General features: G+C 49.1%; 17 protein-coding genes. 7 read left to right on the top strand and 10 right to left on the bottom strand.

The window, feature by feature from the left end:
- Position 1: 1 nt before the first annotated feature.
- Positions 2-2803 carry an excinuclease ABC subunit UvrA gene (gene uvrA / locus M4J38_RS19125; RefSeq protein ID WP_251761417.1) on the bottom strand — a complete coding sequence of 934 codons (2802 nt, stop codon included), beginning with the start codon at positions 2801-2803 and terminating at the stop codon, positions 2-4.
- 267 nt (positions 2804-3070) lie between these two features.
- Between uvrA and M4J38_RS19120 the strand changes: the two genes are divergently transcribed.
- Together M4J38_RS19120 and M4J38_RS19115 are read left to right on the top strand one after the other, a co-directional pair.
- Positions 3071-3652, top strand: a complete 582-nt coding sequence (locus M4J38_RS19120) for an RNA polymerase sigma factor (RefSeq protein ID WP_251761416.1) — start codon at positions 3071-3073, stop codon at positions 3650-3652.
- A 121-nt stretch (positions 3653-3773) separates the two neighbouring features.
- On the top strand, positions 3774-3929 hold the full coding sequence (locus M4J38_RS19115; RefSeq protein WP_251761415.1) for a hypothetical protein: 156 nt from the start codon (positions 3774-3776) through the stop codon (positions 3927-3929).
- 58 nt (positions 3930-3987) lie between these two features.
- On the opposite strand, the gene M4J38_RS19110 is transcribed toward M4J38_RS19115, so the two are convergent.
- From M4J38_RS19110 to purQ, 3 genes are all read right to left on the bottom strand, one after another.
- The gene (locus M4J38_RS19110) at positions 3988-5994 is read right to left on the bottom strand and encodes a protein-disulfide reductase DsbD (protein WP_251761414.1); all 2007 of its coding nucleotides are present in this window, start codon (positions 5992-5994) and stop codon (positions 3988-3990) included.
- A gap of 106 nt (positions 5995-6100) precedes the next feature.
- Complete coding sequence (locus M4J38_RS19105) at positions 6101-6556, bottom strand: protein-disulfide reductase DsbD domain-containing protein (RefSeq protein ID WP_251761413.1); 456 nt, start codon at positions 6554-6556, stop codon at positions 6101-6103.
- A 97-nt stretch (positions 6557-6653) separates the two neighbouring features.
- Positions 6654-7328 (bottom strand): phosphoribosylformylglycinamidine synthase subunit PurQ, encoded by a 675-nt coding sequence (purQ, locus tag M4J38_RS19100; RefSeq protein ID WP_251761412.1) that lies wholly within the window; start codon positions 7326-7328, stop codon positions 6654-6656.
- 176 nt (positions 7329-7504) lie between these two features.
- Here purQ and M4J38_RS19095 point away from each other — a divergent pair, with 176 nt between their 5' ends.
- Positions 7505-8431 carry a TIGR01777 family oxidoreductase gene (locus tag M4J38_RS19095; RefSeq protein WP_251761411.1) on the top strand — a complete coding sequence of 309 codons (927 nt, stop codon included), beginning with the start codon at positions 7505-7507 and terminating at the stop codon, positions 8429-8431.
- Here M4J38_RS19095 and M4J38_RS19090 read toward each other — a convergent pair.
- The 6 genes from M4J38_RS19090 to M4J38_RS19065 all read right to left on the bottom strand — a co-directional run bounded on the left by M4J38_RS19090 (position 8428) and on the right by M4J38_RS19065 (position 19199).
- Positions 8428-9234, bottom strand: coding sequence for an ABC transporter permease (locus M4J38_RS19090; protein WP_251761410.1), 807 nt, complete (start codon positions 9232-9234; stop codon positions 8428-8430). The two genes, M4J38_RS19095 and M4J38_RS19090, sit on opposite strands and share 4 nt — an antisense overlap.
- A gap of 8 nt (positions 9235-9242) precedes the next feature.
- Positions 9243-10133 (bottom strand): ABC transporter ATP-binding protein, encoded by an 891-nt coding sequence (locus M4J38_RS19085; RefSeq protein WP_251761409.1) that lies wholly within the window; start codon positions 10131-10133, stop codon positions 9243-9245.
- Positions 10134-10198: 65 nt separating this feature from the next.
- Positions 10199-12580 carry a 3-hydroxyacyl-CoA dehydrogenase/enoyl-CoA hydratase family protein gene (locus M4J38_RS19080; protein ID WP_251761408.1) on the bottom strand — a complete coding sequence of 794 codons (2382 nt, stop codon included), beginning with the start codon at positions 12578-12580 and terminating at the stop codon, positions 10199-10201.
- A 70-nt stretch (positions 12581-12650) separates the two neighbouring features.
- On the bottom strand, positions 12651-16397 hold the full coding sequence (locus M4J38_RS19075; RefSeq protein WP_251761407.1) for a DUF748 domain-containing protein: 3747 nt from the start codon (positions 16395-16397) through the stop codon (positions 12651-12653).
- An 85-nt stretch (positions 16398-16482) separates the two neighbouring features.
- Positions 16483-18603: a methionine--tRNA ligase gene (gene metG / locus M4J38_RS19070; protein WP_251761406.1), complete on the bottom strand. Its 2121-nt coding sequence runs from the start codon at positions 18601-18603 to the stop codon at positions 16483-16485.
- A gap of 95 nt (positions 18604-18698) precedes the next feature.
- Entirely contained in the window at positions 18699-19199 is a 501-nt protein-coding gene (locus M4J38_RS19065; RefSeq protein ID WP_251761405.1) for a hypothetical protein, read from the bottom strand.
- Positions 19200-19298: 99 nt separating this feature from the next.
- Between M4J38_RS19065 and M4J38_RS19060 the strand changes: the two genes are divergently transcribed.
- The 4 genes from M4J38_RS19060 to M4J38_RS19045 all read left to right on the top strand — a co-directional run bounded on the left by M4J38_RS19060 (position 19299) and on the right by M4J38_RS19045 (position 23025).
- Positions 19299-20333, top strand: a complete 1035-nt coding sequence (locus M4J38_RS19060) for an LD-carboxypeptidase (protein WP_251761404.1) — start codon at positions 19299-19301, stop codon at positions 20331-20333.
- A 9-nt stretch (positions 20334-20342) separates the two neighbouring features.
- Positions 20343-20786: a dUTP diphosphatase gene (gene dut, locus M4J38_RS19055; protein WP_251761403.1), complete on the top strand. Its 444-nt coding sequence runs from the start codon at positions 20343-20345 to the stop codon at positions 20784-20786.
- Positions 20787-20893: 107 nt separating this feature from the next.
- A complete protein-coding gene (locus M4J38_RS19050; RefSeq protein ID WP_251761402.1) occupies positions 20894-21628 on the top strand; it encodes a DUF4292 domain-containing protein in 735 nt (244 codons plus the stop codon).
- Positions 21629-21654: 26 nt separating this feature from the next.
- A complete protein-coding gene (locus M4J38_RS19045; RefSeq protein WP_251761401.1) occupies positions 21655-23025 on the top strand; it encodes a murein hydrolase activator EnvC in 1371 nt (456 codons plus the stop codon).
- Positions 23026-23028 lie beyond the last annotated feature (3 nt).

The raw sequence follows: 23028 nt of genomic DNA, 5'->3' as shown, positions 1-23028 counted from the left end.
CTCAATCGATAAATCGTGCAGTCTGGCTTTTCTTAATTTTCTTCAATCCTTCCGGCACACCCGCATATACCAGTTCTCCTCCATTCAGGCCGGCCTCGGGTCCAAGATCGATGATCCAGTCTGCACTCCTGATTACATCAGTATTATGTTCTATAACAAGGATGCTATGGCCTTGTTCGATGAGGGCGTTAAAGCTTTGCAAAAGTTTCCGGATATCGTGGAAGTGAAGTCCTGTAGTAGGTTCGTCAAAGATGAACAGAATAGAACCCTGTACCCGGCCCCTGCCCAGAAACGAGGCCAGTTTTACCCTTTGCGCCTCTCCTCCCGAAAGTGTATCCGATGACTGGCCGAGCTTCACGTAGCCTAATCCCACATCGCTGAGCGGTTGTATCTTACGGGCCACCTCTTTCGCCTCGGCGAAGAATTCAATGGCTTCGTCCACGCTCATTTCCAGCACATCGTAGATATTTTTTTCCTTATAGGTTACTTCCAGCACTTCTTCTTTGAACTTTTTGCCGCCACACACCTCGCAGGTGAGGTGCACATCAGCCAGGAACTGCATTTCCACCACCTGTTCACCCTCTCCTTTACAGGCATCACAACGACCGCCGTCAACGTTGAAAGAGAAGTGTTTGGGTTGAAAACCACGCATTTTACTGAGTGGCTGCTTCGCGAAGAGGTCACGGATCTCATCATACGCTTTGATGTAAGTAACAGGGTTGCTGCGCGAAGATTTCCCGATCGGGTTCTGGTCCACCATCTCCACCTGCACGATCTTATCGATATCGCCGGAAACAATCTTGTGCAAACCAACTTTGTCCGCCGGTTGGCCCAGCCATTTCATGAGCGCCGGGTATAAGATTTGTTTTACCAGTGTTGTTTTTCCGCTGCCGCTTACGCCGGTCACCACGCAGAACACGTTCAGCGGGAATTCCACCGTAATGTCTTTCAAATTGTGTTGACGGGCGCCTTCCACTTTAATGGCGTGTTTCCATTTGCGGAGCGTTTTCGGCGGATCAATGCTCAGCTCACCTTTCAGGTATCTCCCCGTTAAACTATTCTTGTTGGCAATAATTTCATCGTAATCTCCTTCGGCAATCACTTCTCCGCCCAAATGACTGGCCAACGGTCCCATATCAATGATGTGATCGGCTTCGCGCATCATCAGTTCATCGTGTTCCACAACCACAACGGTATTGCCCAGGTTTCTCAGTTCCTTCAATACATGGATCAGCCGCTCTGTGTCGCGGGAATGAAGGCCGATCGAGGGTTCATCCAGGATATACAGGGAATCCGTGAGGTTACTGCCCAGTGAACGGGTGAGTTGGATGCGCTGGCTTTCGCCGCCGGAAAGTGAATTGGCGAGGCGGTTCAGTGTAAGGTACCCCAATCCCACATCCAGTAAAGTTTTGATGCGGTGCTCAATTTCGAGCAGGATGCGTTTCGCCACCTGGCGGTCGTAATCGGAAAGTTCCAGTTTACTGAACCAGTTGTAGAGATCGGTTACGGGCATTTCGCAAATTTCACCGATGTGCAGTCCGCCCACTTTCACGTACAGCGCCTCTTTACGGAGCCTGTAACCGCCGCAATCGGGACAGGTGGTCCTTCCGCGGTACCGCGATAACAATACACGGTATTGTACTTTATAGAGGTTCTGTTCTACTTCCTTAAAGAAATCGTTGATGCCGTTCACATACTGGTTGCCTTCCCACAATACACGGTATTGCTCTTTGGTGAGGTCCATAATGGGCTTGTGCACCGGAAAGTCGAACTTTTTCGCTGCCCGCACAAACTGGTCCTTCCAGGCACCGAGCTTCTCTCCTTTCCAGGGCGCTACGGCACCTTCGTACACACTTAGTCTCTTGTCCGGGATCACCAGTTCATCGTCGATGCCCAGTACCTGGCTGAAACCTTCACAAGTGGGGCAGGCGCCATAAGGATTGTTAAAAGAGAACAGGTTGGGAACGGGTTCCTCGAAACGGATGCCATCCAGTTCGAAGCGGTTGGAGAAATGAAGCAACTGTTCGCTGTTCACTTCCAGGTAAATTTCACCTTCTCCTTCATAGAAAGCCGTTCCAACGGAATCCGCGATGCGGTGCAGGTCATCTTCTTCAAAATCACGTTTCACCAAACGGTCTATCAATACATAAGTATCTTTTCCCGGTTTCCATTTGTGCAAGGGACTCTCTTTCCCGGCATCCAGCACATCTTCGATGCGGAGTAATCCTTCTCCCTGGATATCGAACAACCTTGAAAAGCCTTTTTGCAGGAGGATATTCAGCTCTTCCTTTACATCACGTTTGCCATGGAACCGGAAAGGCGCAAGCACGAGTATCTTATCGCCCTCTTTCATGCCGTTGATGGTTTCCACCACATGGGTCACATCCTGCTTCATTACCTGGCGGCCACTTACCGGAGATATTGTTTTACCGGCACGCGCGAAGAGCAGGCGGAGGTAATCGTAAATTTCCGTCATGCTGCCCACGGTAGAACGGGGTGTACGGGTGATCACTTTCTGTTCAATAGCGATCGCCGGGCACAAACCTTTGATGAAATCCACCTCTGGTTTACCCATTCTTTGCATAAACTGGCGGGCATAAGCGCTCAGGCTTTCAGCATAACGGCGCTGGCCCTCCGCGAAAAGTGTATCGATGGTGAGGGAAGATTTACCCGAACCGGAAACCCCGGTCACAACGATGAGCTTATTCCTTGGAATAGAAACGGTTACGTTCTTCAGGTTGTGTTTCCGCGCCCCTTGTATATGAATAGAATTGTTGTTGCTGCTGCTTTTCTTCTTTGCCATAGTATGTCCACAAAATTATCGGAAAACACTTACTAAAACTAAATGAATGAACAGTGTTAACCTGCATTTGTTTGTATTGGTCAAAATTTTTATTCGTTTTTTTGGCCATATGAATTAAAAATTTGTATTTTCGATAACACAATAAAAATCCAGTATTCAAAAACCATTTAAAAGATTACGCCTATCGTACACTCCTCTACACAAGATTTCCCAAGTATTTCCGAGTAAACCCAATATCCAAACGTCCATCAAAAACCGTAGATTTCTATGAAATCATTTGTGCAAAAAACCGACAATGAACTGATTCGTCTGTTCATCGAGGGCAACATGACTGCCCTTGAAGCCCTTGTGCTGCGCCACAAGGACAAGATTTACACGTCTGTACTGTTCCTGGTAAAAGACAAGTACCTCGCGGAGGACATCTTCCAGGAAGTATTCATTCGTGTGATCGACACCCTTCGCTCCGGCCGTTACACTGATGAAGGCAAGTTCCTTCCCTGGGCCATGCGTATCGCACACAACCTGTGTGTGGACCATTTCCGCAAGGTGAAAAGAACACCTGTTATCAAGACTGGTGACGACCGCGACATTTTCGAGGTGCTCAACTTCACTGAAGATGGCGCCGATGTGAAAATGATGAAACGCCAGAGCCATGACCGCGTTCGCGACATGCTCGACCGTTTGCCCGAAGACCAGCGTGAAGTGATTATCCTGCGCCACTACGCGGATATGAGCTTCAAGGAAATCGCTTCCATGACCAATTGCAGCATCAACACTGCACTCGGAAGAATGCGCTACGGCCTGATCAACCTGCGCAAAATGATGACCGAAAAAAAGATCGCTTTGTAAGATTTGACAGATGATTCTTAGCACCTAAAGTCCAAACCAGGTAAAGAATTAAAATCCCCCGCTTCAACGGGGGATTTTCTATTGGGTTCCTTATATTTACTGAACATTAAAACTGTAGTGTATGTCGTTACTGAATAACTCCAATAAAGGGAAAGACAAGAAGAAACCGGGTCAACCCCAGGCGAAGCCTGGCATGATGGTGAACAAAGGCAGTGTGAACAATAAGACCTCGGCCAAGAACACGCGTGTAACGGGCAGGGCCCAGCGCGGATCCTAAGTTTTGTTTTAGTGAGTGGAATAAAAAAGCCGCAGCGAAAAACTGCGGCTTTTGTTTTTTATTTTTTTGCGGCTTCGAGCCCGCATTTCAACCAATCTCCATATTCAGTAACAGATGGGGTGTACCCAACCGGCCTGGTAAGCAGCTTCTCATCTCCTGTGATGATCGCATATAAAGGCTGCGACGCATTACCAAAGTTTTCCGACTGCATGGTGATATATTTGTCTCCAACTGTCTTGATGGGCTTTTTGCTACCGTCAGAAACAGGGTAAAGAAACTGCGCATCATCCGGCAATACTTTCCTATCGTCCACATAAAGTGAAACGAGGATAAAATTCTTTTCGATCAGTTCTTTTATTTCAGGTTGCACCCACACATTCTCCTCCATTTTACGGCAGTTCACACAGGCCCAACCTGTAAAATCTATCAGCAATGGTTTGCCTGTCTCTTTGGATAAAGCCAGGGCTTTTTCATAATCGTTTACCACGTTAGGCTCTACTCCTTTACCGGCTGCCGCTTCGTGACCGTACACGCTATAACTCATGGGCGGCGGGAACCCGCTCACCAATGCGCGGTTCGCATATTTGGTATTGGTAAGACCAGGCACCAGGTAAATGGTAAACGCCAGGAAGAGCAGGCCTAATGCAATCCTGCCTTTGCTCAATTTGGCCGGCGGGGGATCGTGTTTGAATTTAAGAATACCGAAGAGATAAAGTGAAAGGGCCAGGCCAATCAGCACCCAGATGCCAAAGAACACCTCTCTTTTGAGAATGCCCCAGTGCATCACGAGGTCAGCGTTGGAAAGGAACTTGATCATCAGGGCCAGTTCGATAAAGGCGAACACGATTTTCACCGTATTCATCCATGCGCCGGAACGGGGCAGGGAACTGAGCCAGTTCGGAAACAGAGCGAACAACCCAAAGGGAAGCCCTAGTGCCAGTCCGAAACCGCCCATGGCTACTGTAAGCTGAAGCGCACCACCGTCCTGGTTCAACGCACCTACCAGCAATGATCCCAAAATAGGACCTGTACAGGAGAAGGATACGATGGCGAGCGTGAGCGCCATAAAGAAGATACCACCCAGGCTACCTATATTCGATTTGGAATCCACTTTGTTGGTCATGCTGCTGGGCAAGCCGATTTCGAACAATCCAAAGAAGGAAAGCGCGAACACGAAGAAGATCACTGCGAAAGCGATGTTCAGCCATGCGTTGGTGGAAATATTATTCAGGATATCCGAGCTGCCCGCATCCAGAAAATAAAACGGCACACTCAGTAATACATAAATCAGGAAGATAAAGAACCCGTACATGAAGGCGTTGAAGATGCCTTTTCTTTTATCCTGTGACTGCTTTGTAAAAAACGAAACAGTAAGCGGGATCATGGGGAAAGTACAAGGCATGATCAAACCCAATAGTCCACCCAGGAAACCGAGGATGAATATTTTCCAGAGACTTTGTTTTTCATCTCCTTCAACACCAGTTCCACCGCAGTTTTCAACCGGATTCTTCATATCAATGGAAGCCCTCTTGATGGAACTGGCCGCATCTGCTGAAACCGCCAGCTCTGTTGATTTACCCACGAGGTTACCGGAAGCATCAAAAGCAAAGCGGAACTCGGCATTTTCCGGCCCTACCACATCTTCACCTTTCATGGCCATGTAGGCCACTGCACCTTTCACATCCGCAGACTTGTCCGTGACGCTCACATCCACGCTCCATTCCGCAGTTTGTTCAAATACCTTCACCTGCATCCCATCAAATAACGGCTCATTCACCAATTTTGGCGCTTGCACTTCCTTCACCGCTCCAACAATGTTGCCTTTGGTGGAAGAATCAAGTGTTACGCGGGAATTCGGCTCATCATCTGAAGCGGAGGTGGCAAAAAGTCGCCAGCCGTTTTCGATTGCGGCTTTTATCTGGATGGTGTATACATTGCCTTCTTTCAGAACGGCGCTGTAAGTAAATTTAACTGGAGCGTTGGCAGCAGCGGAGTCTTGCGCAACAACTAGGGATGGCAGGAAGAAGAGCGCCAGTCCAAGTATTGCAGATACTAATTTTTTCATCTTGGTGTTGTTCTCGGTTGAGTTGGCTGGGTGAAAAAACAAACGAGTTCCTGGACAAGAACCCGTTTTGTAACTATTATTTATTCAATCATCGGAGACGGAGCAATTATCCTCCAATAGCGATCTTGAAAGGAACTTCTGCGGGAGGAAGACATTCTTTGTCGTTACAAACCATGAATTCAACAGTTCCGGCAAGGTTTGTCTTGGCTTTACCTTTTACTTTCACCACCTGTACGAAATCAACGGTCTTCTCGTAGAAACGAACTTCAGAACCGAAAGCGTCTTCAAACACTTTCTTCATTTTACCCACTTCCTTCACATTACCTTCAGTGGTAAGGAGCGGATTCTTGGTAAACTTGAATGAAGTGGAAACAGGACCATCGCCGCCATCCTGTGCGTACAGGTGCCAGTTACCATTGATGGTAGCGGTCATGTGTACTTCGTAAGTATTGGCTGCAATTTTCTTGGTCGTGTATTTCCAGGTCACTTCCTTGTTCGACTGCGCGAAAACAGAAAACACCGTTCCGGCCAGCAGCATCATTGTAAAAAGTAATTTTCGCATCTTCATAAATGTTTTTCTTGTAAGAAGAATCAATGCTACCAAAGTTGCATTTTACTATCCTAATAAAAACTTAAAAGTCGACGAACAAGGAATTGCACTACACCAATACAGGCAATTCTTTTATTAAAATAGAACGGAATACTTCCCGGCCATCTTTATTGCCCAACTGCCCGTTGCAGGCACGCTCGGGGTGCGGCATCATCCCAAAAACAGTACGGTTTTCATTGCAGATACCCGCTATATTGCGGGTAGCGCCGTTCGGATTGGCATCCGCGGAAACATTTCCATCGGCATCACAATAACGGTAAATCACCTGCCCGTTAGCTTCCAACTGGTTCAAAGTAGCTTCATCGGCATGGTATCTTCCTTCGCCATGCGCGATCGGAACCTGAAGTACTTTGCCTTCCGCGTCTTTCAGGAACACATTTTTACAGATGAATTTCTGGTTGGCGTTGCGCAGCAATACACCGGGCAGAAGTCCGGCCTCACAAAGAATCTGGAACCCGTTACATACGCCCAGCACTTTTCCGCCCCTGCCCGCAAATTCAATCACGCTCTGCATCATGGGACTGAAACGGGCGATGGCGCCGCAACGCAGGTAATCGCCGTAGGAAAATCCGCCGGGTAATACAATGCAATCCTCTGTGGTGAACATGCTCAGGTCCTTGTCTTTGTGCCACAGCATTATAACTTCCTGGCCCAGATCAGTAAGGGCGTCCTGCATATCTCTGTCGCAATTGGAACCGGGGAATACTACAACTCCGAATTTCATATATAAATTATTTCAAATAGATAATGAAGGTACAAAGGTAGCACAATTTGAGGGACGCTGTCACACATTTTCAAACGCGCCTCCAGCGCGGAAAACCAGGCCCGAACGCTGAACTTATTTATTGAAACAGAGTTATATACACATTGAATTACCTTCACCGATAATCTTACGGCACCATGAGAACCATCGTTATTACCGGGGGAACCGGACTGGTGGGAAGCGCACTTTCCACATTGCTGAATGAAAAAGGCTATAAAGTAATTGTGCTTACGCGAAATGCTTCCGGAAAAAACAGCACGGATCAGTTGCAATACAGGGAATGGGATGTTAGAAAACAGACCATCGACGCAACCGCTATCCGGGAAGCCGACGTTATTATTCACCTGGCAGGAGCCGGCGTGGCAGACAAAAGATGGAGCAAAGCTTATAAAAAAGAGATTTTGGAAAGCAGGACCCTGAGCGCGGCATTGCTGGTAAAATCATTAAAAGAAATTCCAAACAAAGTGACTACGGTAGTCAGCGCCTCGGGTATCGGCTGGTACGGACCCGATATGCCCGGAAAAATACCGTTTACAGAAGACGCCCCGGCTGAAAATGGATTTCTCGGCCAGACCTGCATCGCCTGGGAAAATAGTATAGCGCCGGTAAAAGAACTGGGCAAAAGGCTGGTGATCCTCCGCACCGGGCTCGCGCTCAGCAACCAGGGTGGCGCATACAAGGAATTCGCGAAACCGGTTAAAATGGGTGTTGCGGCCATCCTGGGAAATGGAAAGCAGGTCATGAGCTGGATCCATATCCACGACCTGTGCAGGCTTTACCTCCATGCCATTGAAGCAGCCGAAACCAACGGCGTGTACAACGCGGTGGCGCCCAAACCCGCGACCAATAAAGAGATCACACTTGAAATCGCAAAATGCGTAAAGCCCGGCTTTCATATTCCGCTGTACGTGCCGTCGTTCATGCTGAAAATAGTCTTGGGAGAGATGAGCATAGAAGTGCTGAAAAGCACCACCGTAAGCGCGGAAAAAGTGCGCAAAACAGGATTTCAGTTCAAATATCCTTCCGTCGAAGCCGCTGTTGCTGAACTAACGGCGCATCATTAGAGATCACGTTTTTTGTTGAGCCAGAAACAGAATGCCCAGAGCGCCGCTGTAAAAATAAGCGTGTACACAACATGCGTATTCATGGCGGCTAAAGCGGCGTCGTACCCTTTACTGAACCTGGCATAGAAGCCCGGAGGCGGAATCATTCTGTCTGAAAGTTCAAGCGGGAGGAAACGCCCCATGTCGTTGGCTTTGATCTTCATCACCTGCACACCGATCGGTTCCAGGATCAGGTAGTAGAAGATAAAGATCGCCAGGGCGATGAATGATTTCCGCAGCAGGAACCCGATCGCGAAAGCCAAACTAAGTTGGGAGAAGGTCTGCAACGCGAAAAGTCCGATAAACTGAAGTTTGCTTTCCTTCGCTTCCACCACGCTGGTATTCACCGAACCAATGATCAGTGTAACGGCGGTGTACAGTACCGTGATCAACGCTGCAATAATGACCACATCAATGAACTTACCCAGCATGAACTGCTGCCGGCTCCATCCTTCTATGATGTTCTGCCGGTGCGTTTTGTAGGTGTATTCGTTGGTGATGAGCATGATCACCACGATGGCGGGAATGAAAATAAATATGGAAGAGAAATAGGCAACGGTATGCCAGGCTTCCGGCAATGCGAAAGGGTTACCCAGCAACATCTTCGCCATTTCAGCGGTCATGTCTTTTTGCTGGGTGAGCGCCTCGTAGGCGTTGAACATGATGTAATTGATACCTGGATAAGAAAGCGCGGTAATGCCAATCACCCACCAGAAAGCGGGATAATTCTTTATTTTAAGCCATTCGGTTCTTGCGATGTTCATGGTCTGGGTTATTGGGTGAGTTCAAAGAAGCGTGCTTCCAAACGTTTTTTCTTCAGCACAAGGTGGTTGAGTACGATGTTTCTTTCAAAGCAGAACCTGTTCAGTTGTTCCAGCGAAGCGGTTCCCTTTGGAAGTCCCAATAATATGGTATTGCCATCGGTTTTCGCGTGCAACAAGCCCGGGTATTGTTTTACCATGGTTTCCAATGCGCTGATGTCAGCGGCACCTATTTCCACCTGGTCCTCATCGGTTAATACCGCGTCCACTTCTCCATGCGCGATCAGGTTTCCTTTTTTCAGGATAGCGACATGGGTACATATTTTTTCCACCTCATCCAGCAGGTGACTGGCCATAATGATGGTATGTCCCTTCTGGTTCAACTCCCGGATCAATTCCCGGATTTCCGCGATGCCTACGGGGTCAAGTCCATTGGTCGGTTCGTCCAGTACCAATACGGAAGGGTCACCGAGCAGGGAAGCCGCGATGGCCAAGCGTTGCTTCATCCCAAGACTGTATGAGCTGAATTTGTATTTTCTTCTCTCGTAGAGGTTTACTTTCTTCAATACGCTTTCAATACCGGCGGCGTCTCCCCTTCCACTGATGGAGTGGGTAATGCGCAGGTTGCGTTCCGAAGAAAGATAATGGTAGAAGTTGGGCGTCTCCAATAAGGAACCGATTTTTTTACGTTGCTCCGGCGAAGGCGTTTCTCCGAACCAGCTGTACGCTCCTTTATCGGCGTGCAGCACATCAAGGATAATGCTGAGCAGCGTGGTTTTTCCGCTGCCGTTTGGACCAAGAATTCCGAATACGGAGCCCTGTGGCACATCGAATCCCACACCGTTCAGCGCTTTGATGGAGCCGTACGATTTGTGTATGTCTTTTAATGAAAGTATCGTCACCTGGAAATATTTGTAACAAGATAGCCAGGCGACACTGAACGTGCAAACTTAATTGGGATGAATGGTTAATTTCTGATGGGCTTTCCTCCTTTCAGTACGCTTTGTATCCGTTCCAGGGTTTTCTTTTCGCCGCAAAGGGAAAGAAACGCTTCGCGTTCCAGGTTGAGCAGGTATTGTTCCGATACCTGCGTGGGTTCACTCAGGTCACCGCCGCACATCACATACGCCAGTTTTTTGGCTACCAGTACATCATGGTCCGTGGCGTAGTTGCCGCGCCACATCCCGTTGATGCCCGCATATAAGGCGCCGAGCGCGGAACGGCCGGGTACAAGAATATCCGTCCTTTGCAACGGTTGCGCATACCCTTTATCGAACAACTCCATCACGGCTTTTTTGGCATCTGCTATGCGCCGTTCCTGGTTGACGCTGATTTCGTCTATCCCTTTACGGTAAACGCCGATGTCAAAACCTTCCTGCGCCGAAGTAGCTACTTTAGCCGTGGCAATATTGAAGAACCGGTGTTTCAGTGTATTAAAATCGGGTTCGTCCTTGTGCAATTCATCCGCCGCACGCAAAGCGAACTCTTTGGTTCCACCCCCGCCGGGTATGAGTCCGACACCCAGTTCTACCAGCCCGGTATAAGTTTCCGCTGCCGGACAACATTTATCCGCGTGCAGACTCAACTCACAAGCCCCGCCCAGTGCCAGTCCGTGCGGCGCCACCACCACCGGAACGGCTGAATAACGCATACGCATCATCGTTTGCTGGAACATGCGGATGGCCATATCCAGTTCATCGTAATCCTGTTCTATAGCAAGCATGAAGATCATGCCTACATTGGCGCCCGCCGAAAAATTAGCGCCTTCATTGGCGATCACGAGTCCTTTGTAACTTTTTTCCGCCAGTTCCACTGCCTTCTGCATACCCGACAATACATCCCCGCCAATGCTACCCATTTTCGTGTTCCAGCTCAAGCCCAGCACATCATCACCCAGGTGCACCAGGTTACAGGACGCGTTGCTCCATACTTTCTGGTCCAGGAAACGGTTCATCGCGATAAACGCTTCGCCACCCGGAAGCGGTTGGTATCCGCCTGAACTGATATCGTAATAATATTTCTGCCCCTTTTCAATTTTATAGAACCGGGAAATGCCGTCGGCCAACATCTTTTCCACCCAGGGCGCCACGGTAAATCCGGCTGCTTTCATTTTCTCCGCGGTCTTCTGCACCCCAACGGCATCCCAGGATTCAAATGCACCGATCTCCCAGCCAAACCCGGCCATCATGGCATCATCAATACGGTAAAGCTCATCTGAGATTTCAGGGATACGGTGAGAAATATAAGAGAACAACCCATAATGAAACAGTCGGTAGAATTCAGCAGCCTTGTCGCTTCCAGCCAACAGGATGGGTAAGCGCTGGTGCAGGTTGTCGATCACTTTGGCCGCTTCCAGGGTTGCGAATTTAGGCTTCTCCCGAGGGCCATATTCCAGTGTAGAAAGGTTAAGTGAAAGAATTTCTTTTTCTCCGCCCGCCCCTTTCGTTTTTTTGAAAAAGCCCTGGCCTGTTTTATCACCCAGCCATTGTTTGTCTACCATTTGTTGCAGCCAGCCCGGTATTTCAAAAACGGCCCGTTGCTCGTCGTTCGCACAATGCTCCTTCACACCGTTGGCTACTTTCACCAGGGTATCAATGCCTACCACATCAGCGGTTCTGAAGGTAGCGGATTTCGGGCGACCGATCACGGGACCCGTCAATGCTTCCACAGCATCTATGCTGAGGCCGAGTTGATCTACCAGTCCGAAAATGTGCATGATACTGTAAACACCAATCCGGTTGGCAATAAACGCTGGCGTATCCTTACACAGCACCGTGGCCTTGCCCAAACGCTTATCGCCATAGGCAAGAAGAAAATCCACCACGGCGGAATCCGTATCTGGCGTGGGTATGATCTCCAGCAAGCGCAGGTACCGCGGGGGATTGAAGAAATGCGTTCCGCAGAAATGCTTTTTAAAATCATCGGTACGGCCTTCGGCCATGAGGTGAATGGGAATACCCGAAGTATTGGAGGTAACCAATGTTCCCGGTTTCCGGAACTGCTCTACCTGGTCGAATACAGTCTTTTTAATATCAAGTCTTTCCACCACCACTTCAATAATCCAGTCACAATCTGCGATCCGTTTCATGTCGTCCTCGAAGTTGCCGGTGGAGATATTTTTCAGGAAAGAAGGATGGTATAGGGGCGAAGGATTGCTTTTCACCGCCGATTGAAGCGCATCGTTCACCAGTTTATTGCGCTCTGATTTCTTATCGGAACCGGCGGCTTCTTTGGGAACTATATCCAGCAGCAGCACTTGGTGGCCCGTTCCGGCGAAATGACAGGCTATTCTAGATCCCATTACGCCACTTCCCAATACGGCCACTTTCTTGATGATTCTCTTTTCCATCGGAGGTGTTTTTGATTTGGCAGGAGCAATCCTGAAAGTCTAATTTCCGTAAAAATAGTTAGCTAAACAACTATTTTTTCTTCTTTTTATTCTTGAGCAGCCCGGCGCTGGTACCCGCCCCTTTGATGATGATTTTTACCAGGTAGTTGAAGACGGATTTTTCCGTATTGCGCTGGTGTTTAAACACCCCTTTCCGGTATTGGTTGGAATGTTTTACGAGCAGATGATCGGCCAGGAAGGTAGCGATCGAGGCAAAAAAGCCTTTTTTCTCCATGTTGCCTTTCTTGAGAATGCGCAGGTGCAGGTTCTGGTAGCGCAGCAGCATTTCACCCGTTGCGGTATTTTTATCGGCTGAGGCATTCATGGTAAGTTGTGAAAACCTTCCACTCTTAATGTATACAGAGCCTAATGCCGGCAGCATGGCATTCAATCCTGTAAGCGTTCCGGGGCCCGCCAGCAGGTAAACCTGCATTTGCCGGAGGGTGTCCAGGTAAGGCTGGTCTATGGAAACCTGGAATGGGATATTTTCCATGAACCGACCCTGTGCGGTGAGGAAAAGCGTATCCCCGGCCTGCGGTGTTGTTGTAACCGGGAAGAGCTGCGCCTTGTTCACATGCAGTGTTACGAAGCCTTCTTTGTCTGTTTTATCGTTCCATTCGCCATAGGTAACCTTCATGTCGCGGGCGTTTACTTCCCGGATAGAAACGGGCATCCCCGCATCTTCCAGCATCTGGGTGGGCATTTTCTTTTCGGAGCCATGCTGGAACGGTAGGCGCTTGTCGCGGTACGCGGAAATATTCGTTCCGTTCAGTTCAAGTGCGTCTGCGGTCCAAGTGGAATCCGCCTGCCGGTTGATGTTTTTTAGCCAGGAACGACCACCGCTGGCGGTGATGTAATCCGTTTGGAAGACCTGTTGCAGGAAAAAAGAATCCTTGCTCAACAAGGGTTTCAATTCAAATCCATCCACTGAAATACTGGCTGAATCGGATATATATTGTGTACCGGTCCATTTTAACTGATCCCTTCCATTGCTCCAAAAGCCTTCGTTTACACCAATTTTCCAACCAGGCAACCGCATCATGTCAAAACCGGAGGTTTCTTTCTGAAGGAGCAGTTTCGAGTGGTGCACTTCAATGCCTTTCAGAAAAAGATCATTTGCGCCGGGTAAGCTGATAAAGGGGATTGAAACACGTGAAACAGTAATGCTGGCTTCGGTGTTTTTACGCATCGGAATACTGATATTTTCCAGCAATGCTTCAGTGGAAAAACGGTAATTGGGCGTTTTACTGCCTGCCAGATGCAGGTGAAGCGAATCGGAAAAAGCAGCGGATGTTATGGTAAAAGTTTCTTTCTCTCCATCAAGTTTTAATCCTGAAAACCGCCACAGCTTTGGGATATCTGTAAGCTGCGGATGCAATTCCATTCTTCCGGTTACCGTTTCTTTATAAATGTGTACCGCCGGGTGGTGCAGGGTCAATTCACCGATCGCGAAACTTTTTTTCACGGATGGTGCTTCCGTGTTTTCCTCAATTTTTGTTGCAGAGTCAAGAAATAGATGAACTTCGGGCTGGTAGAGGTTCAGGCGCTTTACATCAATACTATTTCCCGTAATGGCAGGAAGCGGCGCGTCTGTTTCAAGGGATGGCATGGTCACCTTTAACTGAACGCCAGGTTGATCCAATACGAGTGATGGATTGGATATACTGAATGTTCCCGCTTCGGTATAGGTGTAGGCACCGCCTGAGAACAGCATCAAGGCATCTGTGTAATAAAGGCTATCACCCGCCATTGATAACTGTGGAAACCCGGATTGCAGGAAACCCACGTCCAGCGGTCTTACATTACGCAGGTGCAGGTAGCGGAACGCGGTTCCCGCGCGGGCGTTGTTGGGAAGATCGAAGTGGAGCGCCGTGTTTTTACCGGCGATGGAAGCAATGAACAGCGACCTGTTGGAGCGTTTATCGCGATCCCGTTTGCGTTGCAATGGACCAGTGGCATAACGGATATCGGCTTTCTCCCAGCTGATGCTTCCCACATTCAGTTGTTGCAGGGAATCCACGGGCACAATGGAAGAAACGGTAAAGCCATTTGCGGTAGCCTGTAATTGCTGATCGGCATCAAAAAGTTCAAGTCTTTCGCCGCGCAGCATGGCATCGTCGGGCCTGTAATCGGCTTCCCGCATGGCCAGGCGCCACCTGCCGGTGCGCAGGCTGGCATCACGGATATGGAGCTGCCCCACCGATTGCTCCATTTCCCGGCTATTGCTGGCGTAAAGGAGTTGGTTACCATGCACCATTCCCGACACTCCGGTGAATTCAAAACGGGTTTGCTGCGGCAGTTCAAAATAAAACCGGCCATTCTCCACACGGATATCCCTTACCGTTACGAGATTGTTCACCACGTCCAACGCGTCGAATACGCTGATTTTAGGGCCGCTGCCCGGCGTTGTTTTGCGGAAGAATACGGTAGGGTCGGTAAGTGTGACATCCTCGGCTACAATCTTTTTGTCGAAAAGAAGGGCCTGCCAGTCGATGCCGTTCAGGGTGAGCAAAGGAATATTATGGTCCCGGAAAGGCTGCCCCTGTTTCTGTAAGTGGGTTTTGATCGCGACGTTTTCTAACCGGAGGGTTTGATCCTCCAGTCCGATGCTGCTGAGTTTGATCTGGTAAACACTATCCGGGCTGTATGATTCGTAGTTGTTCGCTTCCAATACGAACCTGTCCACCCGCAACGGACTTGCACCGTCAGGATCAATGTGAAGACCATCCATTTCGATGAGGCGGTTATCGCCTTTGAAAGTGATCTCCTTTTCCTGCCTGCCGCCTTTCAATTGGACCACGGCATTGCGCAGCCCGACATAACGGAGCTCCATTGAGGTGCCGATGTCGTTGAGTACCTCACGAAGGGATAGTTTTTGTTTTGCATCATTGGGAGGGAGCAATGAGAGGCGAAGATTCGGGCTGGAGCAGTAAACAGAGTCCGCAACAATTGTCTCATCGTTATAAAGCGCAGCGAAATCAATGCGGATCAGCCGGATAGAATCGAAAGTTGCTTTCAGTTGGTTGCTTTCTCCTTCGGGCCGGAGCGACTGAATATAAAAACTGTCTATACTGATGAGTTGCGCCTTCATGTTGATGTTGAAGCGGGCAAAGCCCAGCCTTTGCTTACCGCCAGGCAGATCAATATGCTGGTTGCGGGTATTAAAGCGGATATTCTCCACGAAGAAGGGACGTTGTGGATCGGTACTGTCGCTGATGCTGAGGTTGTCGATCTGGAAATCGATGTCAGAGATGACCGTTTCAGTAGGTGGCGCGCTGCTGTTGTCTTTCAGAACGAATTTTCCGTTCAGGAGGTGCATTTCCCTGATCTGTAGTTTCTGAAGTGCCTGTCTGATGCCATTGTACACGCTCCCCATTTCTGTGGAAAGCGAGATATTTTTTTTTCGGTTGCGCCGGGCGTTACGGGTCACTTCAAAGACAGGGGAAGCGATCGTGATGCTATCAATACCCAGCTTTTTCTGGAAGATGAGTTGCCGGAGCGAAAGGAGCCGTAGTCTTATTTCGGGTATCTGGAACCGGTAGGCGGAAAGCGTATCATCCGGATCATTGTAAAGCACCGCGTTTTTTAACCTGAGCTGGCGCGTCCGGTAATTGTAGTTGATCTTCTCCAGGTCAAGTTTCACCTTGCCATTGGATTCCCGCCGCACCACTTCACTGATCAGTTGTTCCGCGTGGTTTACGAGCCAAAAGTGCATCGCCGCCATCAACAGGCCCAGTGCAACCACAACAACGAGTATGCGACGGAAGATTTTTTTCATGATAAAGCGGTAAACAAGACCGGAAGATCCACTGATACAAAGCAAATCTTCCGGCCTCCTGAAAATACGACAATCCCGGCATTTATCAGCTTACGCCGCTACCCGGCGCTATTGAAGTACCGGGCTGCACGAAATATAACTTCCCGTTTTCTTCCGCCATCAGGATCATACCATTGCTTTCGATGCCCCTCATTTTTCTTGGCGCAAGGTTCACCACCACAACCACTTGTTGTCCTATGATCTGGTCAGGCGCAAAATGCAGCGCTATTCCTGAGACGATGGTTCTTTTCTCAAAGCCCAGGTCCACTTCCAGTTTCAGGAGTTTATCAGCTTTTTCAACTTTTTCAGCCTGTACAATTGTTCCTACCCGTAGTTCTATCTTCGCGAAATCATCGAATACGATGGTTTCTTTTTCGCCTTCCCGTTTATTGACTTCCACAGTTTCCTTTTTTTCTTCCTGCTTGTTTTCAGTTGCGACGGGCTTTACCAGTCCCGCGCGTAATTTCTCCACCTGCGCCTCAACTTCCGCATCTTCGATTTTACGGAAAAGCAGTTCCGGGGCGCGGAGCGTATAGCCTACACTCAGCAGTTTTGTTTTTCCCGCGTTCTCCCAATCCAGCATTTTCTCCACCACCTTCATCATGCCGCACATCTTTCTGGCCGTGAACGGAAGGAAAGGATTGATGAGAATGGACAGGTTAGCCGTGAGTTGCAGGCAGATGTGCAGACAGTTATCAATCAGTTGCTGCCCTACCCCATTGGCATATCTTTCGGAGTCCGGGTTATTTTTAAGTTCCTTATCAATCAGCCACGGCCCTTTATCCTGCATGTATTTGTTGCCTTTTCGGGCCAGGTCGATCACTTCGAACAGCGCGTCGCGGAAGCGGTATTCTTCCAGGTTCTTCTCCACGCGGCCGCGTGCGGCATCGAATTCCGCCAGCATATTTTTATCGGCATCGTCCAGCAGCGCTTCGTGCAATGGCGGCACTTTGCCGCCACAGAGTTTGTGCATCAGCACGAAGGTCCTGTTCACGAAGTTGCCGAATATGGCCACCAGTTCCGAGTTGTTCCGGTCCTGAAAATCTTTCCAGGTAAAATCATTGTCTTTGGTTTCGGGAGCGTTGCTGCACAATACATAGCGGAGAATATCCTGCTGATCGGGGAAATCGTTGATATAATCGTTCACCCATACCGCCCAGTTGCGGCTGGTGGAGACTTTATCTCCTTCTATGTTGAGAAATTCGTTGGCGGGCACATTGTCGGGCAGCACATAACCTCCGTGCGCCTTCAGCATAGCGGGGAAGATGATGCAGTGGAAAACAATGTTGTCCTTCCCGATGAAATGCACCAGTTTTGTATCCTCCTGCTGCCAGTAATCCGCCCATTGTTCCGTAAGTTCTTTGGTGGCGCTGATGTAACCTATTGGCGCGTCGAACCATACATACAATACTTTCCCTTCCGCATCCGGGAGTGGTACTTTTACGCCCCAGTTGCTGTCGCGGGTCATGGCACGGGACTGAAGTCCGTTGTCGAGCCAGCTTTTGCATTGGCCGAAAACATTGTTCTTCCATTCCGTATGTTCTTCCAGTATCCATTTTTTAAGGAAGGATTCATAGTTCTGCAAAGGGAAATACCAGTGTTTGGTTTTCCTTTTTACAGGCACCGCGTCGCTCAATGCGCTTTTGGGATTGATCAGTTGTTCCGGGCTCAGCGAGGTGCCGCATTTTTCACATTGGTCCCCATAAGCATTGGGATTGCTGCAAATGGGGCAGGTTCCGGTGATGTACCGGTCTGCCAGGAAAGTATGCTTTTCCTCATCGTAGAACTGTTCGGTTTCTTTCTCTTCAAAAAGTCCTTCATCGTACAACTTCTTAAAGAACGCCGAAGATGTTTCGTGGTGCACCGGATTCGAGGTGCGGGAAAAAATATCGAAAGAGATGCCCATGGCCGCGAAGCTGTCTTTGATAAGCGCATGGTATTTGTCCACTACCTGTTGGGGCGTAATGCCTTCCTTCATGGCACGGATCGTAATGGGCACGCCATGTTCATCGCTTCCGCAGATGAATTTGATATCCTGCTTCCTGGCTCTCTGGTAACGCACATAGATATCCGCGGGAAGGTAACAACCCGCAAGGTGACCGATGTGCACGGGACCATTCGCATAAGGGAGGGCCGCGGTAACCAGGTATCTCTTAAAATCTTTCATCCGTATATTTTTTCTCTTTCTTTAATGATTGTTCCGGCCGGAAATAAAAAAGCATCCCATTTCCGGGATGCAAAATTACCTCATGGAAAGCACATCTACTTAAATTCCGTTTTTTTCCTGGCCAGTTCCTGGGGAATAAACGGTTCCGTACCCGGTGTTTTCCACTCTTTCACCTTACCGTTGATGTTCTGGTAAGCGGCTATTTTCCCGGTTTCCGGCTCTACCACTACGTAGCCGATCCCTTTCACGGCATCATCTGGCAATACGCCCCAGGTATAATAAACTTTGTCTTTTTTAAGTGGCGTGGCCTCACTCATGGCTTCCCGGAAGGCGGCATAATCGGCGCCGAGTAATTTTTCAAGGTCGGAACGGAAAGGCTGGGTATCCCACAAACCACTGCTGGCGGGGCGCTGGTCAAGCATTTTACCAAAATCGGCATAGTCGAGGTGAACGCCGCTGTCTTCTATCGCCTGATTGATCATGCTTTCCATGCTGGCCACCGCAACAGTATCGGCGGGCTCTTTGGTACGTTCGGGCGCGTTGTTGCAGGCTGCCAGAAAAAGAAGGGATGCCGGAATAAGGATAGTAGGCTTCATACTGATGGTTTTATGGTGATGTATTGATACAATTGTGTGTTCATCCGTATTTTAGTATTCCTGAAAGCAGTTTCGCTTTTAGCATCTTAAACGCCGGTTATGCTTCGTTCCGACTTTCTGCTCCGTTTTTTCACTGGTATTCCCTTCCTGAAAAAGGCGGAAGCGCTCCTTCCCTCCACCATTTTTTCGGAAACCGGTTCATGCGTTCAGCCTCCTTTCCTGCAAAAAGGGGACCAAATCGGCATTCCCAGTCCGGCTGGTTATATGTTCCCCGAAGAACTGGTTCCCGCGATGCGACTCATGGAAAGTTGGGGTTTCCGGACCGTGCCCGGAAAAGGCATCGGGCAACAATGGGGCAACATGGGCGGGCAGGATTTGATGCGGAAGAACGACTTCCAGGAAATGCTCGACAACCCTGAAATTAAAGCCATTCTCTGCGCGAGAGGTGGTTATGGACTGATCCGGTTCATCGATAAACTAGACTTTTCCGCTTTCAGGCGCCATCCCAAGTGGATCATAGGTTTCAGCGATATCACCGTGTTACATGCCCACCTGAACAAGCAGGTGCGGGCAGCCGCCATCCACGCCAAAATGTGCAACAGCATTCCTGCGGCATTGGCCGATGCGGACCCGGATGTACGAAAATCCATCCTGGCACTCCGGCCATTGCTTACAGGAGAAAGAATACCTTATGACGGGCCCATGCACCCCGCCAATGTTCCGGGGAAAGTCAGGGGCGAACTGGTCGGGGGCAACCTATCCGTATTGTATGGCATGATCGGCTCCGTTTCCATGCCTTCCACCCGAGGAAAAATCCTGTTCCTGGAAGACGCAGGCGAATACCTCTACCATTATGACCGGATGTGCTGGAGCCTCGAACGCGCCGGTATCTTCAAAGGATTAGCCGGGTTAATACTGGGCGGATTCAGGGTGAAGCCATCAGAAGACCCCAAAGAAGAGTTCCCGCTTTCCCTGCCGGATATCATGCTTGAAAAGGTGAAAAAATACCATTTCCCGGTGGCATTCGATTTTCCTATAGGCCATCAGAAATACAATATGCCCCTGAAATGCGGGGCTGTGCATGAACTGGTGGTGACCCAAAACGGGAGCCGATTACAGGAAATTTTACTTTAGTTTTGCCACATGCGTACACTTTCTGTAAAAATCATCAACCAATCCAAATACGATCTGCCCTCGTACGCCACTTCCGGCTCCGCCGGGATGGACCTCAGGGCAAACATAGAAACAGCGCTTGTACTTCAACCCATGGAGCGCCAACTGGTACCCACAGGCCTTTTCATGGAACTGCCCGACGGCTACGAGGCGCAGGTGCGGCCACGCAGCGGACTCGCCATCAAACAAGGATTGACCTGTCTCAACAGCCCCGGCACCATTGATGCCGATTACAGGGGAGAAATAAAAGTGATCCTGGTAAACCTGTCGGGGGAACAACAGACCATCCAACCCGGGGACCGTATTGCACAAATGGTGGTACAACCCGTTACACGCGTGGAATGGGAACCCGTGGCAGCCATCAATGAAACGGAACGCAACGCGGGTGGATTCGGTCACACCGGCAAGGCCTGATTTTTTAAGTTAGTACCATAAAAATGCTTCGTATAAAAAGGTTCCTGCTATTCTTTTGTTGTGTAACCGCGGTTTTCAGTTGCCGCTCCGCACGGAAACTACAAAACGTGATCGTACCACCGGATTCAACGGTGCGTATCCCCACGGGTAGCGCCCAAGCCGATTCCTCAGCCTTTATCAGAGAAGTATATGCGCGGCTCGGAGAGAAAAAGATCGATTTTGAACGTTTTTCCGCCAAAATAAAAGTGGACTTTACCGCTTCGGATGGAAAGAAAAATGAAGTGAACGCATTCGTGCGCATTCTCAAAGACAGCGCCATCTGGATATCCATCAACGCGGCGCTGGGCATCGAAGCGTTTCGTGTACTGATTACGCCGGATAGTGTAAAGGTGATGGACAAACTCAATAAAGAAGCTAAGATCCGTTCCCTTTCCTTCCTGCAGGAGATCACCAATATCCCCTTCGATTTCAATACCGTTCAAAACATACTGGTGGGCAACCCCGTTTTCCTGGATAGTAATATTCAGTCCTACAGCACAACACCCGACCAGGTATCCCTGTTGTACATTGGAAGCTGGTTCAAGAACCTGCTCACCGTTTCCAACCCGCAATTCCTGGTACTCAGCAGTAAAATCGACGACCTGAATACTTCCAGGAACCGCACCTGTGCCGTAACTTACAGTAATTACGAAGTGAAGGACGGAAGGTATTTTTCCACTTTCCGGAACCTGACCCTGGCAGAAAAAAAGAAGCTGGACATAAAGCTCGACTTCAAACAATATAGTTTTAACGAAGCTTTATCATTCCCTTTCAACGTGCCGAAAAATTATTCCGTCAATTAAGCGTTCAACGTTTATAAATCTATACTATGCCGGTTAAAATCTTGTACGTATTCGGATTCTTACTGCTCGCCTTTACGGCCAGCGCTCAGAAAACACGCAGCGAACTTGAAAAAGAACGCGCGTCCATACAACAGGAAATTGAAAATATCCGGAAAACACTGAACGAGACCACCAAGAACAGAAAATCATCCCTTGCGCAACTGGCGCTGCTTCAACGCAAACTGAAGCTTCGTGAAAAAGCGGTTTCCAACGTAAACCAGGAAATTCGGGTGATCAACAACGATATGTACCTCTCCGCCCTGGAGATAAGGAAACTGAAAGGAGAGCTGGATACTTTAAAGGCGCAATATGCGGAAAGCCTGGTGTATGCTTATAAGAACAGGAGCAACTACGATTTCATGAACTTCCTGTTCTCCGCCACCAACTTTAACGATGCGGTTAAAAGGGTCGCATACCTTAAATCATACCGCTCCTACCGGGAAAAGCAGGCAGAAAATATTGCCAATACACAAAACCTGCTTCAATCGAAGATTGATGGGCTGAAAAATACCCGTAAGGAGAAAGACGAAGTACTGGCCGCCGCCACCAAAGAAAAAGAAGTTCTGGCGGAAGAAAAGAAAGAACAGGATAAAGTGGTGGCAGGTTTCCGCTCCAAAGAAAAAGAGCTGAACCGTGAGATCGCGAACAAGCGGGCACAGGATAAAAAACTACAGAGTTCAATTTCCGCGGTGATCCGAAGGGAACTGGAAGCCGCGCGCCTGGAAGAAAGGAAAAGACAGGAAGAAGCGAAAAAGCTGGCCGCCGCTAAAGCAGCAGCGGAAAAAGCCGCCAATGCGGGAACGTCTAATTCAAATGCCACTAAGGATGTGGCGAAGAATGAAGTGCCGGAGAAAAAGACCAATCCCGTTACCAATACAGAATCCTCCGCGCCCAAACGCGCCCGCAGTGATTTCGAAATGACCCCCGAAGGCGTTATTTCCTCCACCAACTTTGAAAAGAACAGGGGTTCACTGCCCTGGCCGGTAGAAACAGGCACCCTGGTATATGGATTCGGAACACAAACATTGGCGGGTACACCCGTAACTTTCGTGAACGACGGTTATACGATTCATACCCCCATCGGCGCACCGGTAAAAGCCATTTTCGATGGTGAAGTGAGTTCGGTATATTTCGTGGACGTAAACACCAACTCACAGGTGGTGATCGTAAAACACGGTAAATACTTTACCGCGTATGGCGGCGTTACCAATCCTACGGTGAAAGCAGGGCAGGCGGTAAAAACCGGTCAAACGCTGGGACGCGTAGTCACCAACGACGAAGGCGTAGGTGAACTGGAATTCCGTCTCATGATCGAGTCAAAATTCGTGAACCCGGCCCAGTGGCTGAAAAGCAAATAAAAA

Source organism: Parasegetibacter sp. NRK P23, assembly GCF_023721715.1.
Lineage (GTDB): Bacteria > Bacteroidota > Bacteroidia > Chitinophagales > Chitinophagaceae > Parasegetibacter.
Note: the sequence above shows the minus strand (reverse complement) of the source record. Positions and strands in the feature narration are given on the sequence as shown.